Origin of the sequence: Acinetobacter sp. T_3_1 (assembly GCF_025377055.1) — a bacterium.
Taxonomy (GTDB): Bacteria; Pseudomonadota; Gammaproteobacteria; order Pseudomonadales; family Moraxellaceae; genus Acinetobacter; species Acinetobacter kookii.
Genome location: NZ_JACHVD010000017.1, coordinates 19,519 through 42,433 on the forward strand (window position 1 = coordinate 19,519; position 22,915 = coordinate 42,433).

The window sequence follows — 22,915 nt, forward strand, 5'->3', positions numbered from 1 at the left end:
AAGATCTTAACTTGCTGGCAATGGTGGAGGTGTTGCAGGACCATCTGTTGGTGTTACATCAATCACCGGATTTTCAGCAACATAAACTTTAGGTGGTTGTGGTTCACGACCTTCCATGATGTCACGGATTTGGTCACGATCAATGGTTTCCCATTCCATCAACGCTTTTACCATTGCATGCGCAATCTCTTTGTTATTTTCCAAAATATTGCGAGCAACTTTATACTGTTCATCCAGAATCCGGCGAACTTCAGCATCTACCTGTTGCTGGGTTGCTTCAGAAATGGTACGGCTTCCTACATTTCCAAAGAAGCCATTTTGGTTTTCATCTTCATAAACCATCACGCCCATTTTGTCAGACATACCGTACTTGGTGACCATTGCACGTGCCATTTTAGTTGCACGCTCAAAGTCGTTGGAAGCACCAGTCGACATCTGGTTAATGAACACCTCTTCTGCAATACGACCACCGAATAAAATTGAAATTTCATTCAGCATTTTGTCTTTGTAATGACTAATTGCATCTTGTTCCGGCAACTGCCAGGTTACACCCAATGCCCAACCGCGCGGCATAATGGTCACCTTATGCACCGGGTCCGTACCCGGCAAGATTTCCGCCACAATGGCATGACCTGCTTCATGATAAGCGGTAGCACGACGTTCTTCTTCACGAAGCACCATCGATTTACGTTCAGGACCCATATAGATCTTGTCTTTTGCATCCTCAAAGTCATGCATGTCGACGGTGTTCTTGTTACGACGTGCAGCAAATAACGCTGCTTCGTTTACCAGGTTTGCCAATTGTGCACCAGAGAAACCAGGTGTACCACGAGCCAGCACTTTCACATCTACACCAGTGTGCGAAGGCAATTTTTTCAAATGTACATTCAGAATCTGTTCACGACCTTTAATGTCTGGCAAACCTACCATGACCTGACGGTCAAAACGGCCTGGACGAAGCAAGGCTTTATCCAGTACATCGGCACGGTTGGTTGCAGCAATGACAATAATACCTTCATTGCCTTCGAAACCATCCATTTCTACCAGCATCTGGTTAAGTGTTTGTTCACGTTCATCATGACCGCCACCGGTACCTGAACCACGGTGACGACCGACCGCATCAATCTCATCGATAAAGATGATACATGGCGCATGGCGTTTTGCCTGTTCAAACATGTCACGTACACGTGAAGCACCGACACCCACGAACATTTCAACAAAGTCAGAACCGGAAATACTAAAAAACGGAACTTTGGCTTCACCCGCAATCGCTTTAGCCAGCAAGGTTTTACCCGTACCTGGAGGACCAACCATCAACACGCCTTTAGGAATACTTGCACCCAGACGTTTAAATTTAGATGGATCTTTCAAGAAATCTACAATTTCAACAACTTCTTGTTTAGCTTCGTCACAGCCAGCAACATCGGTAAATGTCACTTTAATCTGGTCTTCTGACAGCATTTTGGCTTTTGATTTACCAAAACTCATTGGACCACTTTTACCACCTGCACCACCACCCATGTTGCGCATAAAGAACATGAATAACAAAATGATCAAAAGTACAGGGAAGCTAGCGATAAGAAGTTGCATCAACAAACCTTGACGTTGCGGTGCAGTCCCTTCTACAACAACATTATGTTTAATGAGGTTTGGCATCAATTCCGGGTCTTGAACCGCAGGACGAATGCTTTCAAACTCTGAACCGTTTGTTTTTTCACCCCGAATTCTTTCGCCATCAATGGTGACTTGCTTAATTTGACCAGCATTCACCGCTGAAACAAACTCTGAATAATTCATTGCTGTCGGTTGATTGCGGTCACTGATGTTACTGAAAATCAGAATCAGTACACCCAGTATAACCAGCCACAATACGGCATTCTTGAAGAGATCGCTCAAAGCTTTATTCCCATATCAATCTAATTTGATCATGCCCACAAATGGGTGACCTTAATTTAAGCTGAAGATCAGCTTTGCAATATTTTAAAAATGTACAAAATGCACAATTTTTAACGTCTTGGCAAGTAAACTTTATCTAGAAGCTTTCTTACGACCTTGCCCGATTAAAAATACTTCTTTAGAACGGGCACGTGAAGCAGCAGGTTTTGCTGTCTTCAATACATCGAAGTTATCTACAACTTGTTTACGGAATTCGTCAAATCCGGTGCCTTGGAAAACCTTGACTACAAATTGGCCTTTAGGTCCTAAAACCTTGTTGGCAAAATCTAGAGCCAGTTCACACAAGTAAATTTGGCGAGGTTGATCTACAGCCTTATTACCTGATGTATTGGGGGCCATATCCGAAATTACAACGTCTACAGTCCGTCCGTTTAAAATATTTAACAATTTTTCAAAAACTTCTTCCTCACGGAAGTCGCCTTGCAGGAAGGTTACATCTGGCAATGCATCCATAGGTAAAATATCGGAGGCAATCAATAGGCCTTTATCGCCGACCAGTTTACCTGCAATCTGCGACCAGCTGCCGGGTGCTGCGCCCAGGTCAACGACGGTCATGCCCGGTTTAATAATTTTGTATTTTTCTTGAATTTCAAGAAGCTTATAAGCCGCACGCGCACGATAACCTTCCTTTTGGGCTTTCTTTACAAAAGGATCATCCAAATGCTCGCGCATCCACTCTCGACTACTTTTTGACAACTTCTGGTTGGTAATGCGTGTCGCCATAACTCTCTAAATAATAAAAAACTTCTAATATGTGATTGTACGTGAAAAACATATCCCTTGCAGTATACATCTGTATCTAAATCCGATCTTTGAAAGGTTTTTTTCAATAATTGAAATCGATTATTTCAACAGAATATAAAGCGTTTAAACTTGGCATTTGTTATACTAAGCCGTTTTTAAAATTAGGTTATCTTTATGGCGGCTTTATCTATTCAGGAACGTAAACGTTTACGTCAAATCGGACATGCATTAAACCCGGTGGTTATGCTGGGCGATAAAGGTTTGACTGAAGCTGTAGTTGAAGAACTAAACCGCGCTTTAAACGATCACGAATTGATTAAAGTGAAAATCGTGGCAGAAGATCGTGAAGAACGCGCCTCTTTAATCGAAGAGCTTTCAGCTCAAACTGGTGCTGAAGTTGTTCAAAAAATTGGTAAAATTGCGCTGATTTATAAAAAAGCGGCAAAACAGAATGCCAAATTATCCAACCTGGTTCGTCACGCTCATTTATCCAACTAAGCAGATTTCATGGCAAGTTACGAACTTAGCGCCTTTGATCGTCGCTTTCAATCGATCTCGCTGGTTGCTGCGATTGAACAACAAAGCCCTTATACCTTGAATATTGGCTACTGGTTACGCGACCCCAATCAGCTTATGCAATGGCCTGAACTGGTTCCAGATTATCCGCGTCAGGATTTTTTATGGGAACACACCTGTTTTGAAGTTTTTATAGGTGTGCAGGGAGAGGATTTCTATCGTGAAATCAACCTCTCTCCTTCCCAGGCTTGGCAGGCCTATCAGTTTGAAGAATATCGCTATCCGGAAGATATGCCGCCTCAAGCCGCAGATGACATTGAACTCAACCAGCTCAAACGTACCCATTATGGTTTAAATGTGAGCCTGGACTTAACCGAGTTCATGTTAAAGCACAAATTACAATGGTCAGATTTGTTCCTGGGCTTAACTGCTGTACTTAAAACTTCACAAGGCGAGCAATATTATGCAATGCAACACAGCAGTCCAAATGCAGACTTTCACAACAAGCGGGATTGGCTGCATCAGTTCTAAGGCATAGCAAGCAATATTGAAGCAATAAAAAAGTGAGGCAACGTACCTCACTTTTTTATGTTTTCAAGGTGTCATTTAGGAAAACTGGCATAGCGCCCTTCCTCGCCCCTAGATCAGCAGATTTATCTAGCTCTCTCTCAGCTTTTTAAAGTAGGTTTATCTTCAGACTTCACTGAGACCTTTTTCCACACATCTAAAGTATGTTCTTTAGAACGTTTTAAGGTTTCAGTCAGATGATCTTTATGTTTTACTGAAATTTGGCTGACATCTTCTTTTAACTCCTTACCCATTTTCGACAAGTCTTCAATGACCGCCGTCAATTCAGCTTTTACGAATTCTTTCAGCTCTGCCAAATCTTTCGGTGAAAAACTCAATTGCTTTTTAATAGCTTCAATACGCTGAAAAAGGTCCTGTTTTAAACTTTGAATCTGCTCCTGAACATTTGCCTGTACCTCCTTCGCTTCAGTTTTTACGTTTTCAGTCGATTCAGTCACTGCTTCTTTCACTTTCTGCTGTGCCTCTTTAGATGCATGTTCCAATTTGTCCGCACCTTCTGCAACTACCTCTTTTAATGTGGTTTTTGCTTTTACCGGCTTTTGTTCTACTGTCATGATCTTTTTCCTAATAGTTATTACATGAGAAACCTAGCGTATTCGGTTTTGATAAAATTTAAGTTTTGATTTGTCAGACAATTCTAATTTGCTTACATTTTATATACACAGATGCTCATACAGAGTTCTCAGCAAAAGACAAGGCATTTATCTTACATATTCCTAGTAAATTAAATGGACTTTAAAAGGCTTTCTGCGTATAATGCCGTGTTAAGTTCAAGCGAGCAGACAGAGGGAGGGTAGGTTTTATAATAACCTTCCTTTTTTTTCGTCTACTCGCTTTTTTACAGCCTAAATTTCAGGAGCTTTGGTTTGAGCACCCCAGCAATTTTAGCCCTTGCCGATGGTACTATTTTTAAAGGTACTTCAATTGGCGCATCGGGTAGTACGACTGGTGAAGTCGTTTTCAACACTGCCATGACTGGCTATCAAGAAATTTTGACTGACCCGAGTTATGCACAGCAACTTGTCACCCTCACTTACCCACATATTGGCAATACAGGTTGTAACGAAGAAGACGCTGAGTCAGGTCGAATTCATAAAGTATGGGCCAACGGATTGATCATTCGTGACCTGCCTTTATTGCATAGCAACTTCCGTGCTGAACAATCACTTGGTGATTACCTTAAACAACACAATGTTGTCGCTATCGCAGACATTGATACCCGTAAGTTAACGCGTATTCTGCGATCTAAAGGTGCACAAAATGGTTGTATCCTTGCTGGCGAAAACGTTACAGAAGAAGAAGCTTTAGCGAAAGCTCGTGCTTTTGGTGGTCTTAATGGTTTAGACCTTGCAAAAGAATGCTGTGACCCTGAAGGTTTCGAATGGACGACCGGTTCTTGGACGCTTGGTAAAGGCTTCTCTCAACCAGAACTTAAATTCCATGTTGTTGCATACGATTACGGTGTCAAAACCAACATCTTACGTATGCTTGCAGACCGCGGTTGTAAATTGACTGTTGTGCCTGCGCAAACTCCTGCTGCTGACGTACTTGCACTGAATCCAGACGGTGTGTTCTTATCGAACGGTCCTGGCGATCCAGCTGCATGTGATTACGCAATTGAAGCTGTAAAAACAATTGTAGAAACAACAGAAATTCCAGTATTTGGTATCTGTTTAGGTCATCAGATTCTTGCACTTGCAAGCGGTGCCAAGACGGTGAAAATGCCTCACGGTCACCATGGTGCCAACCATCCCGTACAAAATCTTGAAGATGGTACAGTGATGATTACTTCTCAAAACCATGGCTTCGCAGTAGATACAGATACGCTACCGGCTAACTTGAAAGCAACGCACAAATCATTGTTCGACCAAACCTTACAAGGTATGCATCGCACAGACAAACCTGCGTTCAGCTTCCAGGGTCACCCTGAAGCAAGCCCTGGTCCACATGACTGCGCACCATTGTTCGATCATTTCATCGAACTTATCGAAGCATCTAAGAAGTAATTAAGGAAGCATCATGGCTAAACGTACAGACATTAAAAGCATCTTAATTATTGGTGCTGGCCCGATTGTCATCGGTCAGGCATGTGAGTTTGACTACTCAGGTGCTCAAGCATGTAAAGCCCTTCGTGAAGAAGGCTACCGTGTTATTCTGGTGAACTCTAACCCAGCGACCATTATGACTGACCCTGCGATGGCAGACGCAACTTACATCGAGCCAATCACCTGGCAAACTGTTGCAGCGATCATTGAAAAAGAACGCCCAGATGCTGTTCTTCCTACAATGGGCGGTCAAACAGCATTGAACTGTGCCCTTGCTCTTGATGAGCATGGAATTTTAGAAAAATTCAATGTTGAATTGATCGGTGCGACCAAAGAAGCCATCGAAAAAGCCGAAGACCGTAAACTGTTTGACCAAGCAATGCGTAAAATTGGTCTGGAATGTCCAAAAGCTGACGTTGCTGAGTCAATGGAACACGCGCTTGAAATTCAAGCCCGCTTTGGCTTCCCGGTCATTATCCGTCCGTCATTCACTATGGGTGGTTCAGGCGGCGGTATCGCGTACAACCGCGAGGAATTCATTGAAATCTGTGAACGCGGTTTCGACCTTTCTCCAACCAAACAATTATTGATCGATGAATCTTTAATTGGCTGGAAAGAATACGAAATGGAAGTTGTTCGTGACAAAAACGACAACTGTATCATTGTATGTACCATTGAAAACTTTGACCCAATGGGCGTGCATACAGGTGACTCCATCACTGTTGCTCCTGCGCAAACATTGACGGATAAAGAATTCCAGTTACTTCGTAACGCTTCTTTAGCTGTTTTACGTGAAATTGGTGTAGAAACTGGCGGTTCAAACGTTCAGTTCGGTATTAACCCGAAAGACGGCCGCATGGTTGTGATCGAGATGAACCCGCGTGTATCACGTTCATCTGCATTGGCATCAAAAGCAACCGGTTTCCCGATTGCAAAAATTGCAGCGAAACTGGCTGTGGGTTATACCCTTGATGAGTTGAAAAACGACATCACTGGCGGTACAACTCCGGCATCTTTCGAACCTGCGATTGACTACGTTGTAACCAAGATTCCTCGTTTTAACTTCGAGAAATTCCCTCAAGCTGACGCTACACTGACAACTCAGATGAAATCTGTAGGTGAAGTGATGGCGATTGGCCGTAACTTCCAGGAGTCTGTATCTAAAGCGCTTCGTGGTCTTGAAGTGGGTGCAACTGGCTTTGATGAAAAAATCGAAGTCGGCACTGAAGGCGCGCGTGAGAAGATTCTTCAGGAACTTCGCGTTCCAGGTCCAGAGCGTATCTGGTACGTGGCTGACGCATTCCGTCACGGTTTCTCTTTAGAAGATGTATTCCAGGCGACTAAAATCGACCGTTGGTTCTTGATTCAAATCGAAGACATCATCAAAACTGAAAACCAAATCAAAACTTTAGGTTTTGGTGACTTGAATGCGGACAATATCCGTTCATTCAAACGCAAAGGTTTATCGGACCTTCGCATTGCGAACCTGATGGGCATTTCGCAAAAGCAATTCCGTAAACACCGTTGGAACCTGGGCGTAACCCCAGTGTACAAACGTGTGGATACATGTGCTGCAGAATTTGAATCTGATACAGCTTACATGTACTCAACTTACGATGAAGAGTGTGAAGCGAATCCGTCTACTAAAGACAAGATTATGGTGATCGGTGGCGGTCCTAACCGTATTGGTCAAGGTATCGAATTCGATTACTGCTGTGTACACGCTGCTCTTGCAATGCGTGAAGACGGTTACGAAACCATCATGGTGAACTGTAACCCTGAAACTGTTTCGACTGACTATGACACATCAGATCGTTTGTACTTCGAACCAATCACTTTGGAAGATGTACTTGAAATCGTACGTATCGAGAAGCCAAAAGGCATTATCGTTCAGTACGGTGGTCAAACTCCACTGAAACTGGCTCGTGCTTTGGAAGAAGCGGGTGCGCCAATTATCGGTACATCGCCTGACGCGATTGACCGCGCAGAAGACCGTGAACGTTTCCAACAAATGATTCAACGTCTGCAACTTCGTCAACCAAACAACAGCATCGTAAAATCTGCTGAAGAAGGTATGGCTGAAGCAGCGAAAGTTGGCTACCCGCTTGTGGTACGTCCTTCTTACGTTCTTGGCGGTCGTGCGATGGAAATCGTTTACAACGACGAAGAATTGAAACGCTACTTACGTGATGCGGTTCAGGCATCGAACGAAGCGCCTGTACTTCTTGACCGTTTCTTAGATGATGCAATCGAAGTTGACGTGGACTGCGTATCTGACGGTAAAGACGTTGTGATTGGCGGTATCATGCAGCACATTGAACAAGCCGGCATTCACTCTGGTGACTCAGCATGTTCGATTCCTCCGTATTCGTTATCTGATGAAATTCAAGATGAAATGCGTCGTCAAACCATTGCAATGGCAAAAGAACTTGGCGTTGTAGGTTTAATGAACGTACAGTTTGCGGTTAAAGGTACTGACGTATACATCCTGGAAGTGAACCCACGTGCATCACGTACAGTTCCATTCGTTTCCAAGTGTATCGGTGAATCTTTAGCGAAAGTTGCTGCACGTTGTATGGCAGGCCAATCTCTAGAATCGCAAGGTTTCACTTCAGAGATTATTCCTGAACACTTCTCTGTAAAAGAAGCAGTGTTCCCATTCAACAAATTCCCTGGTGTTGATCCAATCCTTGGGCCTGAGATGAAATCTACAGGTGAAGTGATGGGTGTTGGTAAAACATTCGGCGAAGCATTCTACAAAGCTGTACTTGGCGCGAATGAACGCTTGCCTGGCCTTCCAACCGAAGGTGAAGTAAAGCATGCATTCATCTCTGTTCGTGACTCTGACAAGCCTCGCGCTGCAGGTATTGCGAAACAGTTAGCTGGTTTCGGCTTCAAGATTCTTGCAACTGGCGGCACGTATGACGTGATTAAAGCAGCAGGTATTGAATGTGAACGTGTGAATAAAGTAACTGAAGGCCGTCCAAATATTGTTGACCGCTTGAAAAATGGCGAGATTCACCTCATTATCAATACAACTGAAGGCAAACAAGCTCAGCAGGATTCATTCTCGATCCGCCGCTCTGCGCTTCAAGGTAAGGTGTATCACACAACAACTTTGAATGGTGCAGATGCTGTATGCCAAGCTTTAGCAATTAAATTGCCAATGGATGTATACCGCTTGCAAGACCTTACCAAAGGTTAATTAAGTTACCGAGAAGTCCCGTCACCTCTCGGTGGCGGGCTTTTTTTATTTATAAACCACCTGTATTTTTTTAATTTAACTTAGAGGGACAACAATGCAACGTTATCCTATGACTCCTGAAGGCAAGATTGCCTTGGAGAAAGAATTACATCAACTAAAAAGTATTGATCGTCCGCGTATTACTGCCGCAATTGCGGAAGCACGCGAACATGGGGATTTGAAAGAAAATGCAGAGTACCACGCAGCGCGTGAACAGCAAGGTTTTTGTGAAGGCCGTATTCAGGACATTGAAGGTAAACTCGGTGCTTGCCAGGTAATTGATGTAAAAACACTTGAGCAAAACGGTCGTGTGGTTTTTGGGGTAACCGTAACGATTGAAAATATCGACACTGAAGAACAAAAGACTTATAAAATTGTTGGCGATGATGAAGCCGACTTTAAGATCAACAAGATTTCAGTGAACTCTCCGATCGCACGTGGCCTGTTGGGTAAAAACGAAGGCGACGAAGTGAAAATCGTTACTCCACAAGGCGAAGTGGAATACGAAATTGTGAAAGTTGAATACATCTAAGTTTTAGATAGATATTTCAGGCTGTAAGACCCCTCGATTGAGGGGTTTTTTATACCCAGAAAATTGATTATCAATACCTCTACTCTATCCTTCTTTTAAGAATCCGGATGCAAAGAGTTGGAAGGCATGTAATGCTTCTGGCAATACCTGCTCAGGATGCTCGCTAGAAGCCACCCAAAGTGCTGCATTCATGGCTGCTCCATTTAAAAATACGGCTGCCGCTTCAGAATCCACTGCTTTAATTCGGTCTGCTGCCAATAACTGTTCTACGCATTCACGAGTAGACTGCAAGCATTTGTTTTGACTTGGCCAATGTGCAGGATCACCCAGTACTGCAGGCCCGTCGCGTAATACAATCCGCTGAAACTCAGGATTCAAGGCATTTTCAATATAGGTTTGCCCTTCAAGCATCAACCCTTCCCAAAGATCTTCGGGTTGCTCCAGATGCTGCTGGGCAGATGAAGCCATTTCTGAATCAATTTGATCGACCACAGCAGCAAACAAGCCGCGTTTATCTCCAAAATGATGGTACAGCGCACCACGGGTCAGCCCTGCTTCTGCCGTGAGTTTATCCATTGAGGTGTCTGCATAGCCATATTCAGCAAAGGCACGGCGCGCGACTTCAATCAGTTTTTTGCGGGTTGCCGCCATTTTTTGTTCACGAACAGACATTGTTTTGATTACCTCATCATCACAAAAATTTTAATTGACATACGATTCGTATGTCAATTATGTTTACATACGAGGCGTATGTGAAAAGCAAAGCTGCTTTTAACTCTACTTTTAAACCAGATATTGAATGAGAATAAACATGACTAGAACTGCAATATTTCCCCAAGACCGCCATGCCCTGTATGAACAGCATGGTTACTCTGCTGCTATTAAATCGGAAAATTTACTCTTTGTATCAGGTCAGGTTGGTAGCCGTGAAGATGGCAGTCCTGAACCTGACTTTGAGAAACAGGTGAAATTGGCATTTCAGAATCTTAACCATACACTCGCTGCGGCTGGTTGTACTTTCGATGATATTGTCGATGTCACCACGTTTCATACCAATCCTGAACAGCAATTTGAAGTCATCATGAAAGTTAAAAATCAGGTGTTTACGCAAAAGCCTTATCCAAACTGGACAGCGGTTGGCGTGAATTGGCTTGCAGGTTTTGATTTTGAAATTAAAGTCATTGCACGTATTCCAGGCCTTCCTGCGAACACTTCAGCCTAGCGATTTATTTTTTGATAGGGATGAAGGACGCACGATATCAACTCAATTGGTTATAATGCCTTATTCCTTTAAGTTGTACTTTTTATGTCTGAAAAGTTAATTAATTCCCCTGTGAATCACTGGTGCGAGTTCGAATTCATCTCGAAAACGGTGAGGAATCCAAACATTCATATAAAGGGCAATTACAGTTATTACTCAGCCTATTGGGATCAGGGTTTTGAACGTTGTGTGGTGCGTTACCTGCATGACAAGCCTGCCACGCCAGACAAGCCAATTGATCAGCTTTATATCGGCAACTTTGTCTGTTTTGGCGCTGAATGCGTAATTATGATGGGTGGCAACCAATTACACCGTACCGACTGGATTTCAGCGTTTCCGTTCGATACCCGTAGTTTTGTGCCTGCGGGTGACACCATAATTGGTGATGGTTGCTGGATTGGCTCACGTGCCATGATTATGCAAGGCGTTAAGCTGGGTGAAGGGGCTGTGGTGGCAACAGGTGCAGTGGTCACAAAAGACGTGCCGCCTTATGCAGTAGTTGGTGGCATTCCTGCGAAAATTATTAAATACCGCTTTCCACAGGAAGATATTGAAAAACTGCTTTCCCTTAAGCTGTATGACCTAGATGAAAAGCAGTTTTTAAAGATGCGTGAGCAGTTACAAACGGATGATGTTCTAGTTTTAGCCAAATATTTAAACTCTATTTAATTATCACTATCTAACCATACATTATCTTTTAAATAATTTTGATATTGCATTACAAATATTTGATATTCCATGTCTATTTTCGGTTGTAGAGCATATTTGTTTAAAAATTCATTAAACTCAAGCATATATCTTTCATTATTATATTTAACTCTTAATTGTTCAATACGACTCAGCTCCTTAAAGTAATCATTAATTAACAAAGGTTTAACGTTTAATTTTTGTTCAATAATCTCTATAAACTCATCAATATTAAAATGAGCCATATTTATTCCCGCTAAATTTTCAGAGCCACTTTGCATTTTTTGTATTTTTACAGCTATTCCCTCCATATCTCTAAGCATATCTATACGTTTTTTATTAATACCTGATGCAATAAAAATATTTTTCTGTAGTTCTTCTTTTCTTAAAAGTGCATAAAGATTAATTTTTCGTTTTAACTCCCTTATTGGGATATCACCCTCAAGACTAAAAAGAAAAACCAAAGCAATATCTACTGAATTTTCCCCAACAATATCTAAAAGTGTTTTGATTAATAGCAAATTTTCTTTAGTCTTTGCCAAAACACTCACTTCATTTCTTAAAGGAACCTCAAAATCTATAAACTTATCTAAATACAACTTAGAGGAATCATCATCGTAACCGTAAATTTTTTTAACTCCCATAACAAATTGTTTTTTATTCATCACTAAAATAAAAACGATTTTAGGAATATCAAAAAAATGTTTAATACGTTCAATTAAACGAATTGCAAAGTCAGGACGACAACGATCAAGCTCATCAATAATAAAAACTAGAGGTTTGTCTAAACTTGCTGCCAATTCTGACAGTGTACTTTTGAAAGCTAACAACGATTGTTTTTCTTCTTCATAACTATCTATTTTATTCTGAATTGCTTCAGTAATTTTTTCGCCTATATTTTCAGCCACACTATCAATAGCATCATCGATTTTACCTTTGATATTTTCACTATCAATTTTAATGAAAGGAATAATTCCACCTGTAACAGCACAACTAATTATAGATGCTATTAGTGTTGGGGCTAAGGTTAAAAGACCTTGCTGCATTACAGCAGCTGCTTTCTTGAATTTGTGGACTAAGCTTTTATCCGCTGTTTTATTTAGTTTTGCTGCGATTTCAGAAGCTATAACGAGAAAAGGATCTTGCAAATAATCATTTGCAAAGGCATCCAAATAAATAACACCATGCTTATGAGGTTGGGTCGTTTCTAAATGTCTTTTCCAATGACGTACAAACCACGTTTTCCCTTCACCCCAACGTGCATCTAAAGCTAACACAGCTCCGCATTGCAAACGGTCTACATAATTAGTCAGTTGCTCACCTAAGCGGCGACGTTCCCAAAGATCCCCCTCCCATGCCGTTTCAATATTTTCAAAATTATCACGTTGCCAATTCAATTGATCTGTTTCATTCATTTTTTAATTCATTATTAATAATTTACTACATTTATGATATGACAATTTTAAAGAGTTGTTCACATCTATTTTTACATATAGTTGCAAATAAAAAATATGCTTACAATTTCCTCAGACTTTAGTTTTAAGCCCGCTAGTTTTTAAACAAAATCATGATAGATTAAATTATAAAATTGTTTTTGGGATTAAATTATCCCTATGAAATTACTAGGTTTTATTTTAATAGAAATACAGCTAGTATCAAATTTCAAACGTTTTTATTGAACAAAAAATCATAGTCTTGATGTGATACGTTTTAGTAAGGATTATAAGGAGAAATACACATGTCTTATCAAAATATTTTAGTACCAGTTGACGGTTCAGAAACAGCTTATGCTGCAGTAGCTAAAGCAGCTGAATTTGCAAAAGCATTTGGCAGCAAAATCACCGTAGTTCAAGTTTTGGCACTTGACCCCTACATTGCAGCAGAATACATTTCTGCCAATCAAACCAACGACTTGATTGAACGTGCACGTAATGCAGTTGTTGAGTCTCTTGCTGCAACAAAGGCAAAATTCAACGAACAAGGTCTTGAAGTGGAAACTAAACTTCTTGAAGGACAAGTCATTCATCGTGAAATTGTGAGAGCTGCTGAAGACAGCCACGCCGATTTAATCATTATTGGTTCACATGGCCGTACAGGTCTGAAAAAACTGTTCCTGGGTAGCGTGGCTCAGAGTGTACTCGGAGAATCACATATTCCAGTACTGATTGTCCGCGAATAATATCCCCTTGTATTTCCCATCTTTATCTAAAAAACTAAAGGTGGGAAAATTTGATTTCCGTAATGCACATCTTTTATAAACTGTTGTTCCACTGATATTGTTTTAGATTAATTTTATCTCCAATCACCATTACCCCCTCTGCCAATAATTTTACGCGCTGGATATTTTCACCCTGATCATCCAGTTTGCTTAGGCTAATTTTTCCTAGAGAATTGATGACTCTATGCCAGGGAATTTCCGCCTTTGCATCCAGATGCTTTAGTACATAACCCACTAAACGTGCATGTTTGGGCAAGCCCGCCATCTTGGCAATTTGCCCGTATGAAGCCACTTTTCCATATGGAATTAAGGCAACCACTTGCAGAATTTGGCGCGCTAACTCATCCGTAGAACGACTTGAATATTCTGGCATATCAGGTCCTTAAATCATCCCATTGAAACTTTCGAGCTATAAAAAAGCCCGTTATGAGCTTCTTTTATCCGTGTTTTAGGCTTAGAAATTATCCGGACTTTCCAAACGTTTCACGACCTGTACTTTCTCTGGATTATGCATGACTGCAACACCATCTTCGGCTTTTTCATCAATTAAGGCATCCGGGTTATATACGGTAATGGTTTCATTGCCGTTGGCATCTTCACCGACAATATATTGGAAACCTTTGCGGTTCATTTTATGGCACATGCGTTGATACCACCCTTTAAACCCTGCGGTTTCTTCATTCGGGTTGTAATAAAAGGCATTCATGACCGCAGGTAAACCCAGTCCGCAAACTACGCCGGAAAGTAAAACGGCAATAAAGGTATAGCCTACCAGGATACTGCTGTACTCACTGAGTTCAGGAATATTCGCGACTGCCAGAATCAAGGCAAGCGAGATTCCGCCACGTACCCCGCCCCAAGATAAAATGGCCAGACTTCCGTTATAGCTTTTATTTCGAAAACTAGGGAAAAAGGCAAATGACAGGTAATTTGCGGCAAAACGTGAAGCATGAAGAATAAAGAATGCCACAATACCGCCTAGAATCAGGCTGATGCTTAAATCCAGAATAAACAGTTCCAGGCCAATCAAGGTGAACAAGAAGGAATTGATAATCCCTTCAACGGTATGCCAGAAATGGTTGACCTCACGAATTTCACGTTCCTGTAAAATTTCCTTCCACTTGTTCCCCACCACCAATCCGCCAATCACACAGGCAATAGGTGCAGAGGCATGGGCAAATAAAGCCACCAAATATGAACCACAGGCCAGCAATGCCGTGGTTAAAATCAAAGATTCCATTTCGTGTTTGCCACGAAGCAATCTTAAAATGCCCAGACCAAAGCCCCATCCAATAATCACGGCAACCACAATCTCGTAAAGCAAGGTTTGCAAAGTACCTATAATGGTAAAATGTTCACCCTGCAATACATACAACAATGTCATGAATAAGGCGATACACATGGCATCATTAAACAGCGACTCACCTTCCAGCTTGACCATCAGGTGATGCGGCGCACGTACTGAACTGAGAACGCCTTTAATCCCGATTGGGTCCGTTGCCCCCAAGGCAGCGCCTAACAGTAAAAGTACCAGTAAATCGACATGCTTACCGGTCAGGAATTGATAGCCATATAAAGTGACACCAAAAAAGACCGCACAAAGCACCAGTGCAATACTGGCCAAGATACTGATCGGCTTCCAGTGGCTTTTTAAATCGGACACTTTAAATTTCAAAGCGGAAGAGGTCAGAATAAAACAGATCACGCCATTAATTAAAAAGTCATAAAAATCAATATGACGAACCGCTTCTTCAATATTATGAATATTAATGGTGATAAACTGGTTACCATTGAGCAGGCTGGCTCCCCACTGCAAAATAAAAACGAAAATTGCCGAAACAATCGGTACACCAATCGCCTGCGGGAAACCTAAAATACGCTTATTAAAAATAGTCGTTGCAATTGAAAGCGCAAAAATAACTGTAAAGACTTGAAGAAAAAAGAAATTTCCCATTAAAGTTCCAATTTGAGCTATTCATTGGAATAAAGCGAATGCGTCCAACCATTTCCAAGTAAATATTTAATTCAATAACATTTATTCACAGAATGAGTTTAACCATTTTTTCGGCGCTCTACAAAATAGTTAAGTTTTTTTACATATTTTTAGCAATGATTTAACATAGTCCAAGATCGGTCTATTTCGCATCCCTCGTTTCTTTTATTTTTCTCCTTATTCAGTTGAATTTAAGCATGCATCAAACAGTTCAAACCATATTTCGGCTTTTTTTTGCAGGGATCATTTTTCTGATTACCTTGGCTTTATTTTTAAGTGTTTTTTCAAAAAGCCAGGAAATTCTGCAAGCCGATCAAGCTTTTCAGCAAGCCAGGCAGATTTCCTTAAAATCTACACCTGACAAACAACTGGTTCTGGTTTCCAATAACCAACGCCCGGATCAGGCTATTTATATTGTGATTGCCCAGAATGGTTATATTGCCAAGTTAAACTGCCAGCATTATCTGCAAGATATTTGTACCGATGCATATAACCAGTCCCATACCCGACAAATCCGGCAATTAGACCTATTAAAAATTGGTCAACAACATTATATCCAGCAAGTCAGTTATCAAGATAGCCTGACCCGGAAGCAGCAGCAGTGGTCTTATTCCAAACCGCAAATTCAGCAATTTTATCAGGCTGACATTTCAGATTTAAAATACCACCTGTTTAGCATGACCCTGTTTGCATTGGCAGCCCTGTATGTATCAATTCGAATTATCCGGAACTTTAAAAAATTTATGCATGGTTAACAAAAAAGAGGATTTAATATCCTCTTTTTAAATACTTCATTTCCATTTAAATGGCTTGGTTGAAAGTATCGCAGTCGTTGATATTCCCCGATTTCAAACCGTTTTCAAACCATTTCATGCGCTGCTGGCTGCTGCCATGAGTAAAGCTATCGGGTACCACCTGTCCGGTCGCACGTTTCTGTAAATAGTCATCACCAATTTTATGCGCTGCATCCATGGCTTCCTCAATGTCGCCCTGCTCCAGGAACTGGGTTCGTTGCTGGTTGTGATGCGCCCATATACCTGCAAAACAGTCTGCCTGTAATTCCTGACGCACGGAAAGCTGATTGCCTTGCACTTCGCTCGACTGGGCACGGGCTTGTTGCACTTGCGCTGAAATACCCAGTAGCGTCTGTAGATGATGTCCGACTTCATGTGCCACCACATAGGCCTGGGCAAAATCACCGGCCTGATCCTGGCGGGACAATTCCGTGCTGTTTTGCTCACCGGATATGCCCATCTGCTGACGCATATCCTTAAAGAAAGCCGTATCGATATACACTTTCTGGTCTGAAGGACAATAGAAAGGTCCCATGGTAGATTGTGCGGTACCGCAGCCCGAATCCACGATGCCATTAAACATCACCAGTTTGGGTGCGACATACTGCGCATTAAGCTGCTGCTGAAACACTTGCGACCAGGTATCTTCGGTATCCGCCAATACGGTACCGACAAAATCCATGGCTTCCTGCTGTTCCGGGGTTGGATTCTCCAGACCTCTGGTTTCAGCCGGCTGTGACTGTGATGTCACCTGCTTGGTGGCCTGATAAGCCTGTTGAGGATCGACTCCAAAAAACTTCCAGGCCACAAAAGCCACCACCAGTCCTAAAATACTGATACCACCTGCTTTAGCTCCGGCTCCACCACGACGGTCTTCCACATTGGTACTGATACGACGTCCTTTCCAGCGCATAGTGAGATTCCTTATAGTTTGCTTTCAGCTTATCTAGCCAGCCTTGGGATTATGCCTGCTTTGATTTCGGCCTCATCTTTTGAATGATTGCAATCACAATGAACACCAATAAGCCGGCGACAAAACCAATCGCCAGATTAATTAAAGTCGGCGTCACTGCACCAATAATATTGCCCATTGCAGGAAGGTGTTGTACATAATCGACCGAATCTTCAGTAAAATGATGAAACCATGGAATGGTATGGGCAATAATCCCGCCACCCACCAGGAACATGGCAATGGTTCCGACAATGGTCAAAGTTTTCATCAGCTTGGGAGCAAAAGCCAGCAAACCGCGTCCAACACTTTGTTTGAAACTCGATGCCTGGTCGGTGAGGTACAATCCCAGATCATCAATTTTGACAATCATGGCAACAAAACCATACACCCCAACCGTCATTAAAATTGCAATGGTGGAAAGCACCATGACTTTGGTACCAAAAGCGGCCGTCGCCACTGTACCCAGTGAAATGACCACAATTTCAGCCGACAAAATAAAATCGGTACGGATCGCCCCTTTGATTTTTTCTTTCTCGAACTTGGCCAAATCGCTTTCAATGGCATTGAATTCAGCTTCAGCCGCTTCCTGAGTCGTGGCTTTTTTATGCTGCAAACTGTGCAGTACTTTTTCTACCCCTTCATAACAGAGAAACAGACCGCCAATCATTAATAAGGGATTAATCAGCCACGGCGCGACCACACTAATCAGCAAGGCCAGAGGCACCAGAATCAGTTTATTCACAAAAGAACCTTTGGCAACGCCCCACACCACAGGCAGTTCACGTTCCGCACGTACGCCACTCACCTGTTGGGCATTGAGTGCCAGATCATCACCCAATACCCCTGCGGTTTTTTTTGCCGCCATTTTGCTCATGACCGCAACATCATCTAAAACAGTCGCAATATCATCTAATAATATTAATAAGCTGCTCGCCATTCTTGTTATCCCTAAAGTCTCTATCTTGCATTTTAAAGATAAATATTTAAAAAAACTGTATCAACATCATTAAATTGTTCTTATTTTTTCAATGATCTGTTTTTATAGTGCCTGACATTCAAAAACATTATGCCGTACAATAGCGCAATACATCAGCATATAAGTATGTAGTGTTCACTACTTTGGAATAGAGAGATAATGAGTAATCAAGACAATCGTCCTGTTATTTTGACTGGCGACCGCCCAACCGGACAACTTCATTTAGGTCATTTTGTGGGTTCTTTACGTTCACGCGTAGGTTTACAGGATTCTCACCATCAACATCTCCTTCTTGCTGATGCTCAAGCGTTAACCGACAATGCCGATAACTTTGAAAAAGTACGTCGCAACATTATTGAAGTGGCAACCGATTACCTGGCGGTGGGCATTGACCCAACCAAAACGACGATTTGTGTTCAGTCTTGCTTGCCGGCATTGAATGAACTGACCATGCTGTATCTCAACTTTGTCACTGTGTCCCGTCTGGAACGTAACCCGACCATTAAGTCTGAAATTCAGATGCGTGGCTTCGAGCGCGATATTCCGGCAGGTTTCCTGTGCTATCCGGTTGCACAAGCCGCTGACATTACCGCGTTCAAAGCAACGGTCGTTCCGGTAGGTGAAGACCAGATTCCAATGATCGAACAGACCAACGAAGTCGTGCGCCGTTTAAACCGCCAGATCGGTCACGAGATTTTACCTGAATGCAAGGCCCTGCTTTCAAATGTCGGTCGCTTACCTGGATTTGATGGTAAAGCTAAAATGTCGAAGTCTTTGGGCAATACCATTGTGCTGGATGCTTCTGACAAGGACATCAAAAAAGCTGTGAATGCCATGTATACCGATCCAAATCACTTGCGCATTGAAGATCCGGGCCAGGTGGAAGGCAACGTGGTATTTACCTATTTAGATGCTTTCGATACCAATAAAGAAGAACTGGAAGAGTTAAAAGCACATTATCGTCGTGGCGGTTTAGGCGATGGCACCGTGAAAAAACGCCTGGAAAGCATTTTAAAAGAGCTGATCGGCCCTATTCGTGAACGTCGTATGGAATTACAGAAAGACCCAGACTACATCATGGATATCTTGAAAACGGGTACGGATAAGTGCCGTGACATTACCCAGCAAACCCTGGACGAAATCAAATCAGGTTTGGGTATGTTCCATTTCTAAAGCCTGATTCATGAAAAGCCTTTCGTTGTTGAAGGGCTTTTTTATAGATGATAAATGTGCAACATGTCACACTTACTCATGGTTATTAACCTGAATTAACACAACTTTACTCAAAACATCATGAAATGACTCTGCGTTCATTTTATTATGATTCCAATGCTTAGAGCTGTCATAGTTCTAACATTCTCCTTAACCGAACTGTGCAAACAGATTCGTTGTTCTACGCAATGATCACCCCAATCATTGCGTATTTTTTTTGCCTGATTTCAGGCAAGCATGAGTTTCAATCCATAAAAAAACCCGCACGAAGCGGGTTTTTCACATTCACAACTTATGCATGCTTATGACGCATATGCGGGAACAAAATTACGTCACGGATACTTGGTGCATTGGCAAAGATCATCACTAAACGGTCAATACCAATCCCCTCACCTGCTGTAGGAGGAAGACCGTACTCAAGTGCTTCAATAAAGTCTGCATCATAGTGCATGGCTTCATCATCACCGGCATCTTTTTCAGCCACCTGCGCCTGAAAACGCTCTGCCTGGTCAATCGGGTCATTCAATTCCGAGAAGCCATTGGCCAGCTCACGGCCACCAATAAAGAATTCAAAACGGTCCGTAATATGCGGATTTTCATCATTACGACGCGCCAATGGAGAGGTTTCCGCTGGATATTCGGTAATGAATGTCGGTTGACGCAGTTTGGTTTCAACGGTTTCTTCAAAAACGATGGTTTGAAGTTTACCCAGGCCAAAACCAGGTTTCACCTGTTCTTTCAGTTCTTCCTGAATAAATTTAGCCAGGAATTCCCGGTTAGAAACATTTTCAGGCGTGAATTGCGGGTTATGCTCAAGAATGGCATCGAACATGGAAATTTTCTTGAATGGACCTTTGAAGCTATACACTTCATCGCCATAAGGAACGTCAGTTGTACCCAGGATGTCTAGCGCCAGTTTCTCAAGCATATTTTCAGTTAAAGCCATCAAGTCTTTATAGTCCGCATACGCCTGATAGAATTCGATCATGGTGAATTCCGGGTTATGACGGGTCGAAACCCCTTCGTTACGGAAGTTACGGTTAATCTCGAATACACGCTCAAAACCGCCAACCACCAAACGTTTCAGGTAAAGCTCAGGTGCAATACGCAAGAACAATGGCATGTCCAACGCATTATGATGGGTTTCAAATGGACGCGCAGATGCACCGCCTGGAATTACATGCATCATTGGCGTTTCCACTTCCATGAAACGCTCATTGCTTAAATAGTTACGAATACCGGAAACCACTTTGGCACGAATTTCGAAAGTTTTACGGGTTTCTTCGTTAACGATCAGGTCAAGATAACGTTTACGGTACTTCACCTCGGTATCGGTCAAGCCATGGAACTTGTCTGGAAGCGGGCGCAATGACTTGGTTAAAAGTTCAAATTTTTCAATATGGACATACAAATCACCTTTACCAGAACGGCCGATGTAGCCTTCAACGGCAATGATGTCACCCAGGTCTAAGCTCTTGATGGTTTCCAGTACTTCAGGTGCTAGTTCTTTACGTGCAACATACAGCTGGATACGGCCAGTCATGTCCTGAATCACGATGAATGAACCGCGGTTCAACATTACGCGGCCTGCAACTTTTACATAAACCTTTTCGCCAGCTTCAATTTCTTCTTTAGATTTTTCAGCGAATTGCAATTGTAAATCTTGTGCATAGTGCTCACGCTTAAACGCGTTTGGCCATGGGCTAATACCAGTTTCTTTTGCTTGGTCTTGAATCTGCTTTAACTTGGCATGACGCTGTGCAATTAAATCGTTTTCGGAAATGTGTTGTTCAGAAGTCGATTGAGCGTTATGTTGCGTCATCTCTGCCTCAAATATGTGTAAAAACGGAAGTTGCATAGCATAGCAGATTTAGTACAAATTTCGAATGACTTATTACCCTACAAATGCACGGATTTGCTAAAACAGCTTGCTTTATTTTATCTGGCTAAGCTTCGGCAAGCTGTTTGACAATCTCAAAGCCTTTTTTAAACCCGTTTTCCATCATTTCCCGATATTCCTGAGAAGTATCCACTTCCACGCTGAGTCTGGTTTTTCCATCTACCTGCTCCAGAACATATTTCTCTAAAGCACCCTTCCATTTTTTAACTTCTTCACTATGCAAATCTTCAACACCCTTACGAAGCATACCTAAATGTTTAAAGATCACCACTTTCAACTCTTCCAGCTGCTCAATGGTAGCGACCATGCCATTATTGTCAGCATCCAGGAACAAGGTTTTACCGTTGACTTTCCAATCCGAACGAATGATGGAACCGGGAGAAAAATAATACGTCCATTGACTATAACTCTCCGGCTCCCATAACACCTGCCATACTTTTTGGGGTGTGGCTGCAATTAAAATTTCATAGCTTAATTTTTCCATAGCGTCGTCAACTCAGAAATATGCTCTCCACAAAAGTAGCGAAACTATTTTTTACATCCTAGCCAGATTTTGTTATTGAATACCGATTTGAACAATTAATAACACCAAGTATTTGTTTTTAATTAACAATTTATTTTGTAATTGAGTTTATTTGATTGATCTGAAATACATCTTAGACCAAAAGCTAACTTCTTTATACAGCCAACTGACTTACAATGAACACAAGAAAATAGTTGAAAAGTAATCTATTTAACTGTTTCTATCTTTGTGAATAAAGAAAGTATGAACTAAAAAAATGACGACATGCCCTTTAAAAATCCTGTTTTTACATGGACTCGATTCTTCGCGTGAATCGACCAGATTCCATGCGATTGACGCCGATCATAAATATTGTATCGATGTAGATTATCGCAACCTGAATTTCCAAACCGTCGCTAATTTTTACCGGGAAACTATTACCAAAATTCAACCGGAAATCCTGATTGGTCATAGCTTGGGTGCCTATTGGGCCCTGAAAATGTCAGCGCTCTGTAAAATTCCGGCGATTATTGCCAATCCTAGCCTGAGTCCAGACTTTCGTACAGATTATCCGCCTATTAGTGAAGATGATCTGGAACACGATATTGCACAAATTGCCTATCTGGAATTAGGCGATGAAGAACTGGATATGTATGCGGTACAACAGCAACTTGAACCCTATATGCAGGTTCAGACCGTCGAAGGTGGGCATCATCGTTTAGCCAGTCCGGAAAATATCAATAGCCTGCTCCAGCATATGCAGACACATTTTTTGAAAAAATAAAAAAGCCTTGG

The 22,915-nt window shown here is 42.0% G+C and carries 22 protein-coding genes; 11 read left to right on the forward strand and 11 right to left on the reverse strand.

Going from position 1 to position 22,915, the window contains the following annotated elements; genetic code table 11:
* Positions 1-6: 6 nt before the first annotated feature.
* The gene (gene ftsH / locus H4I94_RS13465) at positions 7-1,896 is read right to left on the reverse strand and encodes an ATP-dependent zinc metalloprotease FtsH (RefSeq protein ID WP_092818706.1); all 1,890 of its coding nucleotides are present in this window, start codon (positions 1,894-1,896) and stop codon (positions 7-9) included.
* 132 nt (positions 1,897-2,028) lie between these two features.
* Positions 2,029-2,679 (reverse strand): 23S rRNA (uridine(2552)-2'-O)-methyltransferase RlmE, encoded by a 651-nt coding sequence (rlmE, locus tag H4I94_RS13470; protein ID WP_092818707.1) that lies wholly within the window; start codon positions 2,677-2,679, stop codon positions 2,029-2,031.
* A gap of 195 nt (positions 2,680-2,874) precedes the next feature.
* Here rlmE and yhbY point away from each other — a divergent pair, with 195 nt between their 5' ends.
* Together yhbY and H4I94_RS13480 are read left to right on the forward strand one after the other, a co-directional pair.
* A complete protein-coding gene (yhbY, locus tag H4I94_RS13475; RefSeq protein WP_092818708.1) occupies positions 2,875-3,198 on the forward strand; it encodes a ribosome assembly RNA-binding protein YhbY in 324 nt (107 codons plus the stop codon).
* Positions 3,199-3,207: 9 nt separating this feature from the next.
* Positions 3,208-3,747 carry a DOMON-like domain-containing protein gene (locus H4I94_RS13480; protein WP_261183422.1) on the forward strand — a complete coding sequence of 180 codons (540 nt, stop codon included), beginning with the start codon at positions 3,208-3,210 and terminating at the stop codon, positions 3,745-3,747.
* A gap of 137 nt (positions 3,748-3,884) precedes the next feature.
* On the opposite strand, the gene H4I94_RS13485 is transcribed toward H4I94_RS13480, so the two are convergent.
* Positions 3,885-4,358, reverse strand: a complete 474-nt coding sequence (locus H4I94_RS13485; RefSeq protein WP_261183423.1) for a hypothetical protein — start codon at positions 4,356-4,358, stop codon at positions 3,885-3,887.
* 312 nt (positions 4,359-4,670) lie between these two features.
* Here H4I94_RS13485 and carA point away from each other — a divergent pair, with 312 nt between their 5' ends.
* From carA to greA, 3 genes are all read left to right on the forward strand, one after another.
* Positions 4,671-5,810, forward strand: coding sequence for a glutamine-hydrolyzing carbamoyl-phosphate synthase small subunit (carA, locus tag H4I94_RS13490; protein WP_261183424.1), 1,140 nt, complete (start codon positions 4,671-4,673; stop codon positions 5,808-5,810).
* A 13-nt stretch (positions 5,811-5,823) separates the two neighbouring features.
* Positions 5,824-9,054, forward strand: coding sequence for a carbamoyl-phosphate synthase large subunit (gene carB, locus H4I94_RS13495; protein ID WP_092818712.1), 3,231 nt, complete (start codon positions 5,824-5,826; stop codon positions 9,052-9,054).
* A 94-nt stretch (positions 9,055-9,148) separates the two neighbouring features.
* Positions 9,149-9,625, forward strand: a complete 477-nt coding sequence (gene greA, locus H4I94_RS13500) for a transcription elongation factor GreA (protein ID WP_086196278.1) — start codon at positions 9,149-9,151, stop codon at positions 9,623-9,625.
* Between the two features lie 84 nt (positions 9,626-9,709).
* On the opposite strand, the gene H4I94_RS13505 is transcribed toward greA, so the two are convergent.
* On the reverse strand, positions 9,710-10,297 hold the full coding sequence (locus H4I94_RS13505) for a TetR/AcrR family transcriptional regulator (protein ID WP_261183426.1): 588 nt from the start codon (positions 10,295-10,297) through the stop codon (positions 9,710-9,712).
* 139 nt (positions 10,298-10,436) lie between these two features.
* Here H4I94_RS13505 and H4I94_RS13510 point away from each other — a divergent pair, with 139 nt between their 5' ends.
* Together H4I94_RS13510 and H4I94_RS13515 are read left to right on the forward strand one after the other, a co-directional pair.
* Positions 10,437-10,847: a RidA family protein gene (locus H4I94_RS13510; RefSeq protein WP_261183428.1), complete on the forward strand. Its 411-nt coding sequence runs from the start codon at positions 10,437-10,439 to the stop codon at positions 10,845-10,847.
* Between the two features lie 84 nt (positions 10,848-10,931).
* Positions 10,932-11,555, forward strand: coding sequence for a CatB-related O-acetyltransferase (locus tag H4I94_RS13515; RefSeq protein ID WP_261183429.1), 624 nt, complete (start codon positions 10,932-10,934; stop codon positions 11,553-11,555).
* Here the strand turns inward: H4I94_RS13515 and H4I94_RS13520 are convergent.
* Positions 11,552-12,988, reverse strand: coding sequence for a KAP family NTPase (locus H4I94_RS13520; RefSeq protein WP_261183430.1), 1,437 nt, complete (start codon positions 12,986-12,988; stop codon positions 11,552-11,554). The genes H4I94_RS13515 and H4I94_RS13520 overlap by 4 nt on opposite strands.
* Before the next feature lie 323 nt (positions 12,989-13,311).
* Here H4I94_RS13520 and H4I94_RS13525 point away from each other — a divergent pair, with 323 nt between their 5' ends.
* Complete coding sequence (locus H4I94_RS13525) at positions 13,312-13,752, forward strand: universal stress protein (protein ID WP_092818717.1); 441 nt, start codon at positions 13,312-13,314, stop codon at positions 13,750-13,752.
* Positions 13,753-13,825: 73 nt separating this feature from the next.
* Here the strand turns inward: H4I94_RS13525 and H4I94_RS13530 are convergent, their stop codons facing one another.
* Together H4I94_RS13530 and H4I94_RS13535 are read right to left on the reverse strand one after the other, a co-directional pair.
* Positions 13,826-14,164, reverse strand: coding sequence for an MGMT family protein (locus tag H4I94_RS13530; protein WP_261183431.1), 339 nt, complete (start codon positions 14,162-14,164; stop codon positions 13,826-13,828).
* Between the two features lie 81 nt (positions 14,165-14,245).
* Positions 14,246-15,745 (reverse strand): cation:proton antiporter, encoded by a 1,500-nt coding sequence (locus H4I94_RS13535; protein ID WP_092818719.1) that lies wholly within the window; start codon positions 15,743-15,745, stop codon positions 14,246-14,248.
* A gap of 236 nt (positions 15,746-15,981) precedes the next feature.
* Between H4I94_RS13535 and H4I94_RS13540 the strand changes: the two genes are divergently transcribed.
* Positions 15,982-16,539 (forward strand): hypothetical protein, encoded by a 558-nt coding sequence (locus H4I94_RS13540; RefSeq protein WP_261183432.1) that lies wholly within the window; start codon positions 15,982-15,984, stop codon positions 16,537-16,539.
* A gap of 46 nt (positions 16,540-16,585) precedes the next feature.
* Here H4I94_RS13540 and H4I94_RS13545 read toward each other — a convergent pair whose 3' ends face one another.
* Both H4I94_RS13545 and H4I94_RS13550 read right to left on the reverse strand, forming a co-directional pair.
* Positions 16,586-17,491, reverse strand: coding sequence for a neutral zinc metallopeptidase (locus tag H4I94_RS13545; protein ID WP_261183433.1), 906 nt, complete (start codon positions 17,489-17,491; stop codon positions 16,586-16,588).
* A 49-nt stretch (positions 17,492-17,540) separates the two neighbouring features.
* The gene (locus H4I94_RS13550) at positions 17,541-18,467 is read right to left on the reverse strand and encodes a DUF808 domain-containing protein (protein ID WP_261183434.1); all 927 of its coding nucleotides are present in this window, start codon (positions 18,465-18,467) and stop codon (positions 17,541-17,543) included.
* 198 nt (positions 18,468-18,665) lie between these two features.
* On the opposite strand from H4I94_RS13550, the gene trpS reads away from it, so the two are divergent.
* On the forward strand, positions 18,666-19,679 hold the full coding sequence (gene trpS / locus H4I94_RS13555) for a tryptophan--tRNA ligase (protein ID WP_092818723.1): 1,014 nt from the start codon (positions 18,666-18,668) through the stop codon (positions 19,677-19,679).
* A gap of 331 nt (positions 19,680-20,010) precedes the next feature.
* Here trpS and lysS read toward each other — a convergent pair whose 3' ends face one another.
* Together lysS and H4I94_RS13565 are read right to left on the reverse strand one after the other, a co-directional pair.
* Positions 20,011-21,540: a lysine--tRNA ligase gene (lysS, locus tag H4I94_RS13560; RefSeq protein ID WP_261183435.1), complete on the reverse strand. Its 1,530-nt coding sequence runs from the start codon at positions 21,538-21,540 to the stop codon at positions 20,011-20,013.
* A gap of 124 nt (positions 21,541-21,664) precedes the next feature.
* A complete protein-coding gene (locus H4I94_RS13565) occupies positions 21,665-22,102 on the reverse strand; it encodes an SRPBCC family protein (RefSeq protein WP_092818725.1) in 438 nt (145 codons plus the stop codon).
* A gap of 295 nt (positions 22,103-22,397) precedes the next feature.
* On the opposite strand from H4I94_RS13565, the gene H4I94_RS13570 reads away from it, so the two are divergent.
* Positions 22,398-22,904: a YqiA/YcfP family alpha/beta fold hydrolase gene (locus H4I94_RS13570; protein ID WP_261183436.1), complete on the forward strand. Its 507-nt coding sequence runs from the start codon at positions 22,398-22,400 to the stop codon at positions 22,902-22,904.
* The last annotated feature ends 11 nt before the right edge of the window (positions 22,905-22,915 follow it).

Bases quoted from the DNA above. Each gene is read 5' to 3' on its own strand.
- H4I94_RS13485 (WP_261183423.1), bottom strand. From the start codon at position 4,358: ATGACAGTAGAACAAAAGCCGGTAAAAGCAAAAACCACATTAAAAGAG.
- H4I94_RS13550 (WP_261183434.1), bottom strand. From the start codon at position 18,467: ATGGCGAGCAGCTTATTAATATTATTAGATGATATTGCGACTGTTTTA.
- H4I94_RS13545 (WP_261183433.1), bottom strand. From the start codon at position 17,491: ATGCGCTGGAAAGGACGTCGTATCAGTACCAATGTGGAAGACCGTCGT.
- H4I94_RS13505 (WP_261183426.1), bottom strand. From the start codon at position 10,297: ATGTCTGTTCGTGAACAAAAAATGGCGGCAACCCGCAAAAAACTGATT.
- trpS (WP_092818723.1), top strand. From the start codon at position 18,666: ATGAGTAATCAAGACAATCGTCCTGTTATTTTGACTGGCGACCGCCCA.
- H4I94_RS13510 (WP_261183428.1), top strand. From the start codon at position 10,437: ATGACTAGAACTGCAATATTTCCCCAAGACCGCCATGCCCTGTATGAA.
- carB (WP_092818712.1), top strand. From the start codon at position 5,824: ATGGCTAAACGTACAGACATTAAAAGCATCTTAATTATTGGTGCTGGC.
- H4I94_RS13525 (WP_092818717.1), top strand. From the start codon at position 13,312: ATGTCTTATCAAAATATTTTAGTACCAGTTGACGGTTCAGAAACAGCT.
- H4I94_RS13480 (WP_261183422.1), top strand. From the start codon at position 3,208: ATGGCAAGTTACGAACTTAGCGCCTTTGATCGTCGCTTTCAATCGATC.
- H4I94_RS13565 (WP_092818725.1), bottom strand. From the start codon at position 22,102: ATGGAAAAATTAAGCTATGAAATTTTAATTGCAGCCACACCCCAAAAA.
- rlmE (WP_092818707.1), bottom strand. From the start codon at position 2,679: ATGGCGACACGCATTACCAACCAGAAGTTGTCAAAAAGTAGTCGAGAG.
- H4I94_RS13530 (WP_261183431.1), bottom strand. From the start codon at position 14,164: ATGCCAGAATATTCAAGTCGTTCTACGGATGAGTTAGCGCGCCAAATT.
- lysS (WP_261183435.1), bottom strand. From the start codon at position 21,540: ATGACGCAACATAACGCTCAATCGACTTCTGAACAACACATTTCCGAA.
- H4I94_RS13540 (WP_261183432.1), top strand. From the start codon at position 15,982: ATGCATCAAACAGTTCAAACCATATTTCGGCTTTTTTTTGCAGGGATC.
- H4I94_RS13535 (WP_092818719.1), bottom strand. From the start codon at position 15,745: ATGGGAAATTTCTTTTTTCTTCAAGTCTTTACAGTTATTTTTGCGCTT.
- yhbY (WP_092818708.1), top strand. From the start codon at position 2,875: ATGGCGGCTTTATCTATTCAGGAACGTAAACGTTTACGTCAAATCGGA.
- H4I94_RS13570 (WP_261183436.1), top strand. From the start codon at position 22,398: ATGACGACATGCCCTTTAAAAATCCTGTTTTTACATGGACTCGATTCT.
- greA (WP_086196278.1), top strand. From the start codon at position 9,149: ATGCAACGTTATCCTATGACTCCTGAAGGCAAGATTGCCTTGGAGAAA.
- H4I94_RS13520 (WP_261183430.1), bottom strand. From the start codon at position 12,988: ATGAATGAAACAGATCAATTGAATTGGCAACGTGATAATTTTGAAAAT.
- H4I94_RS13515 (WP_261183429.1), top strand. From the start codon at position 10,932: ATGTCTGAAAAGTTAATTAATTCCCCTGTGAATCACTGGTGCGAGTTC.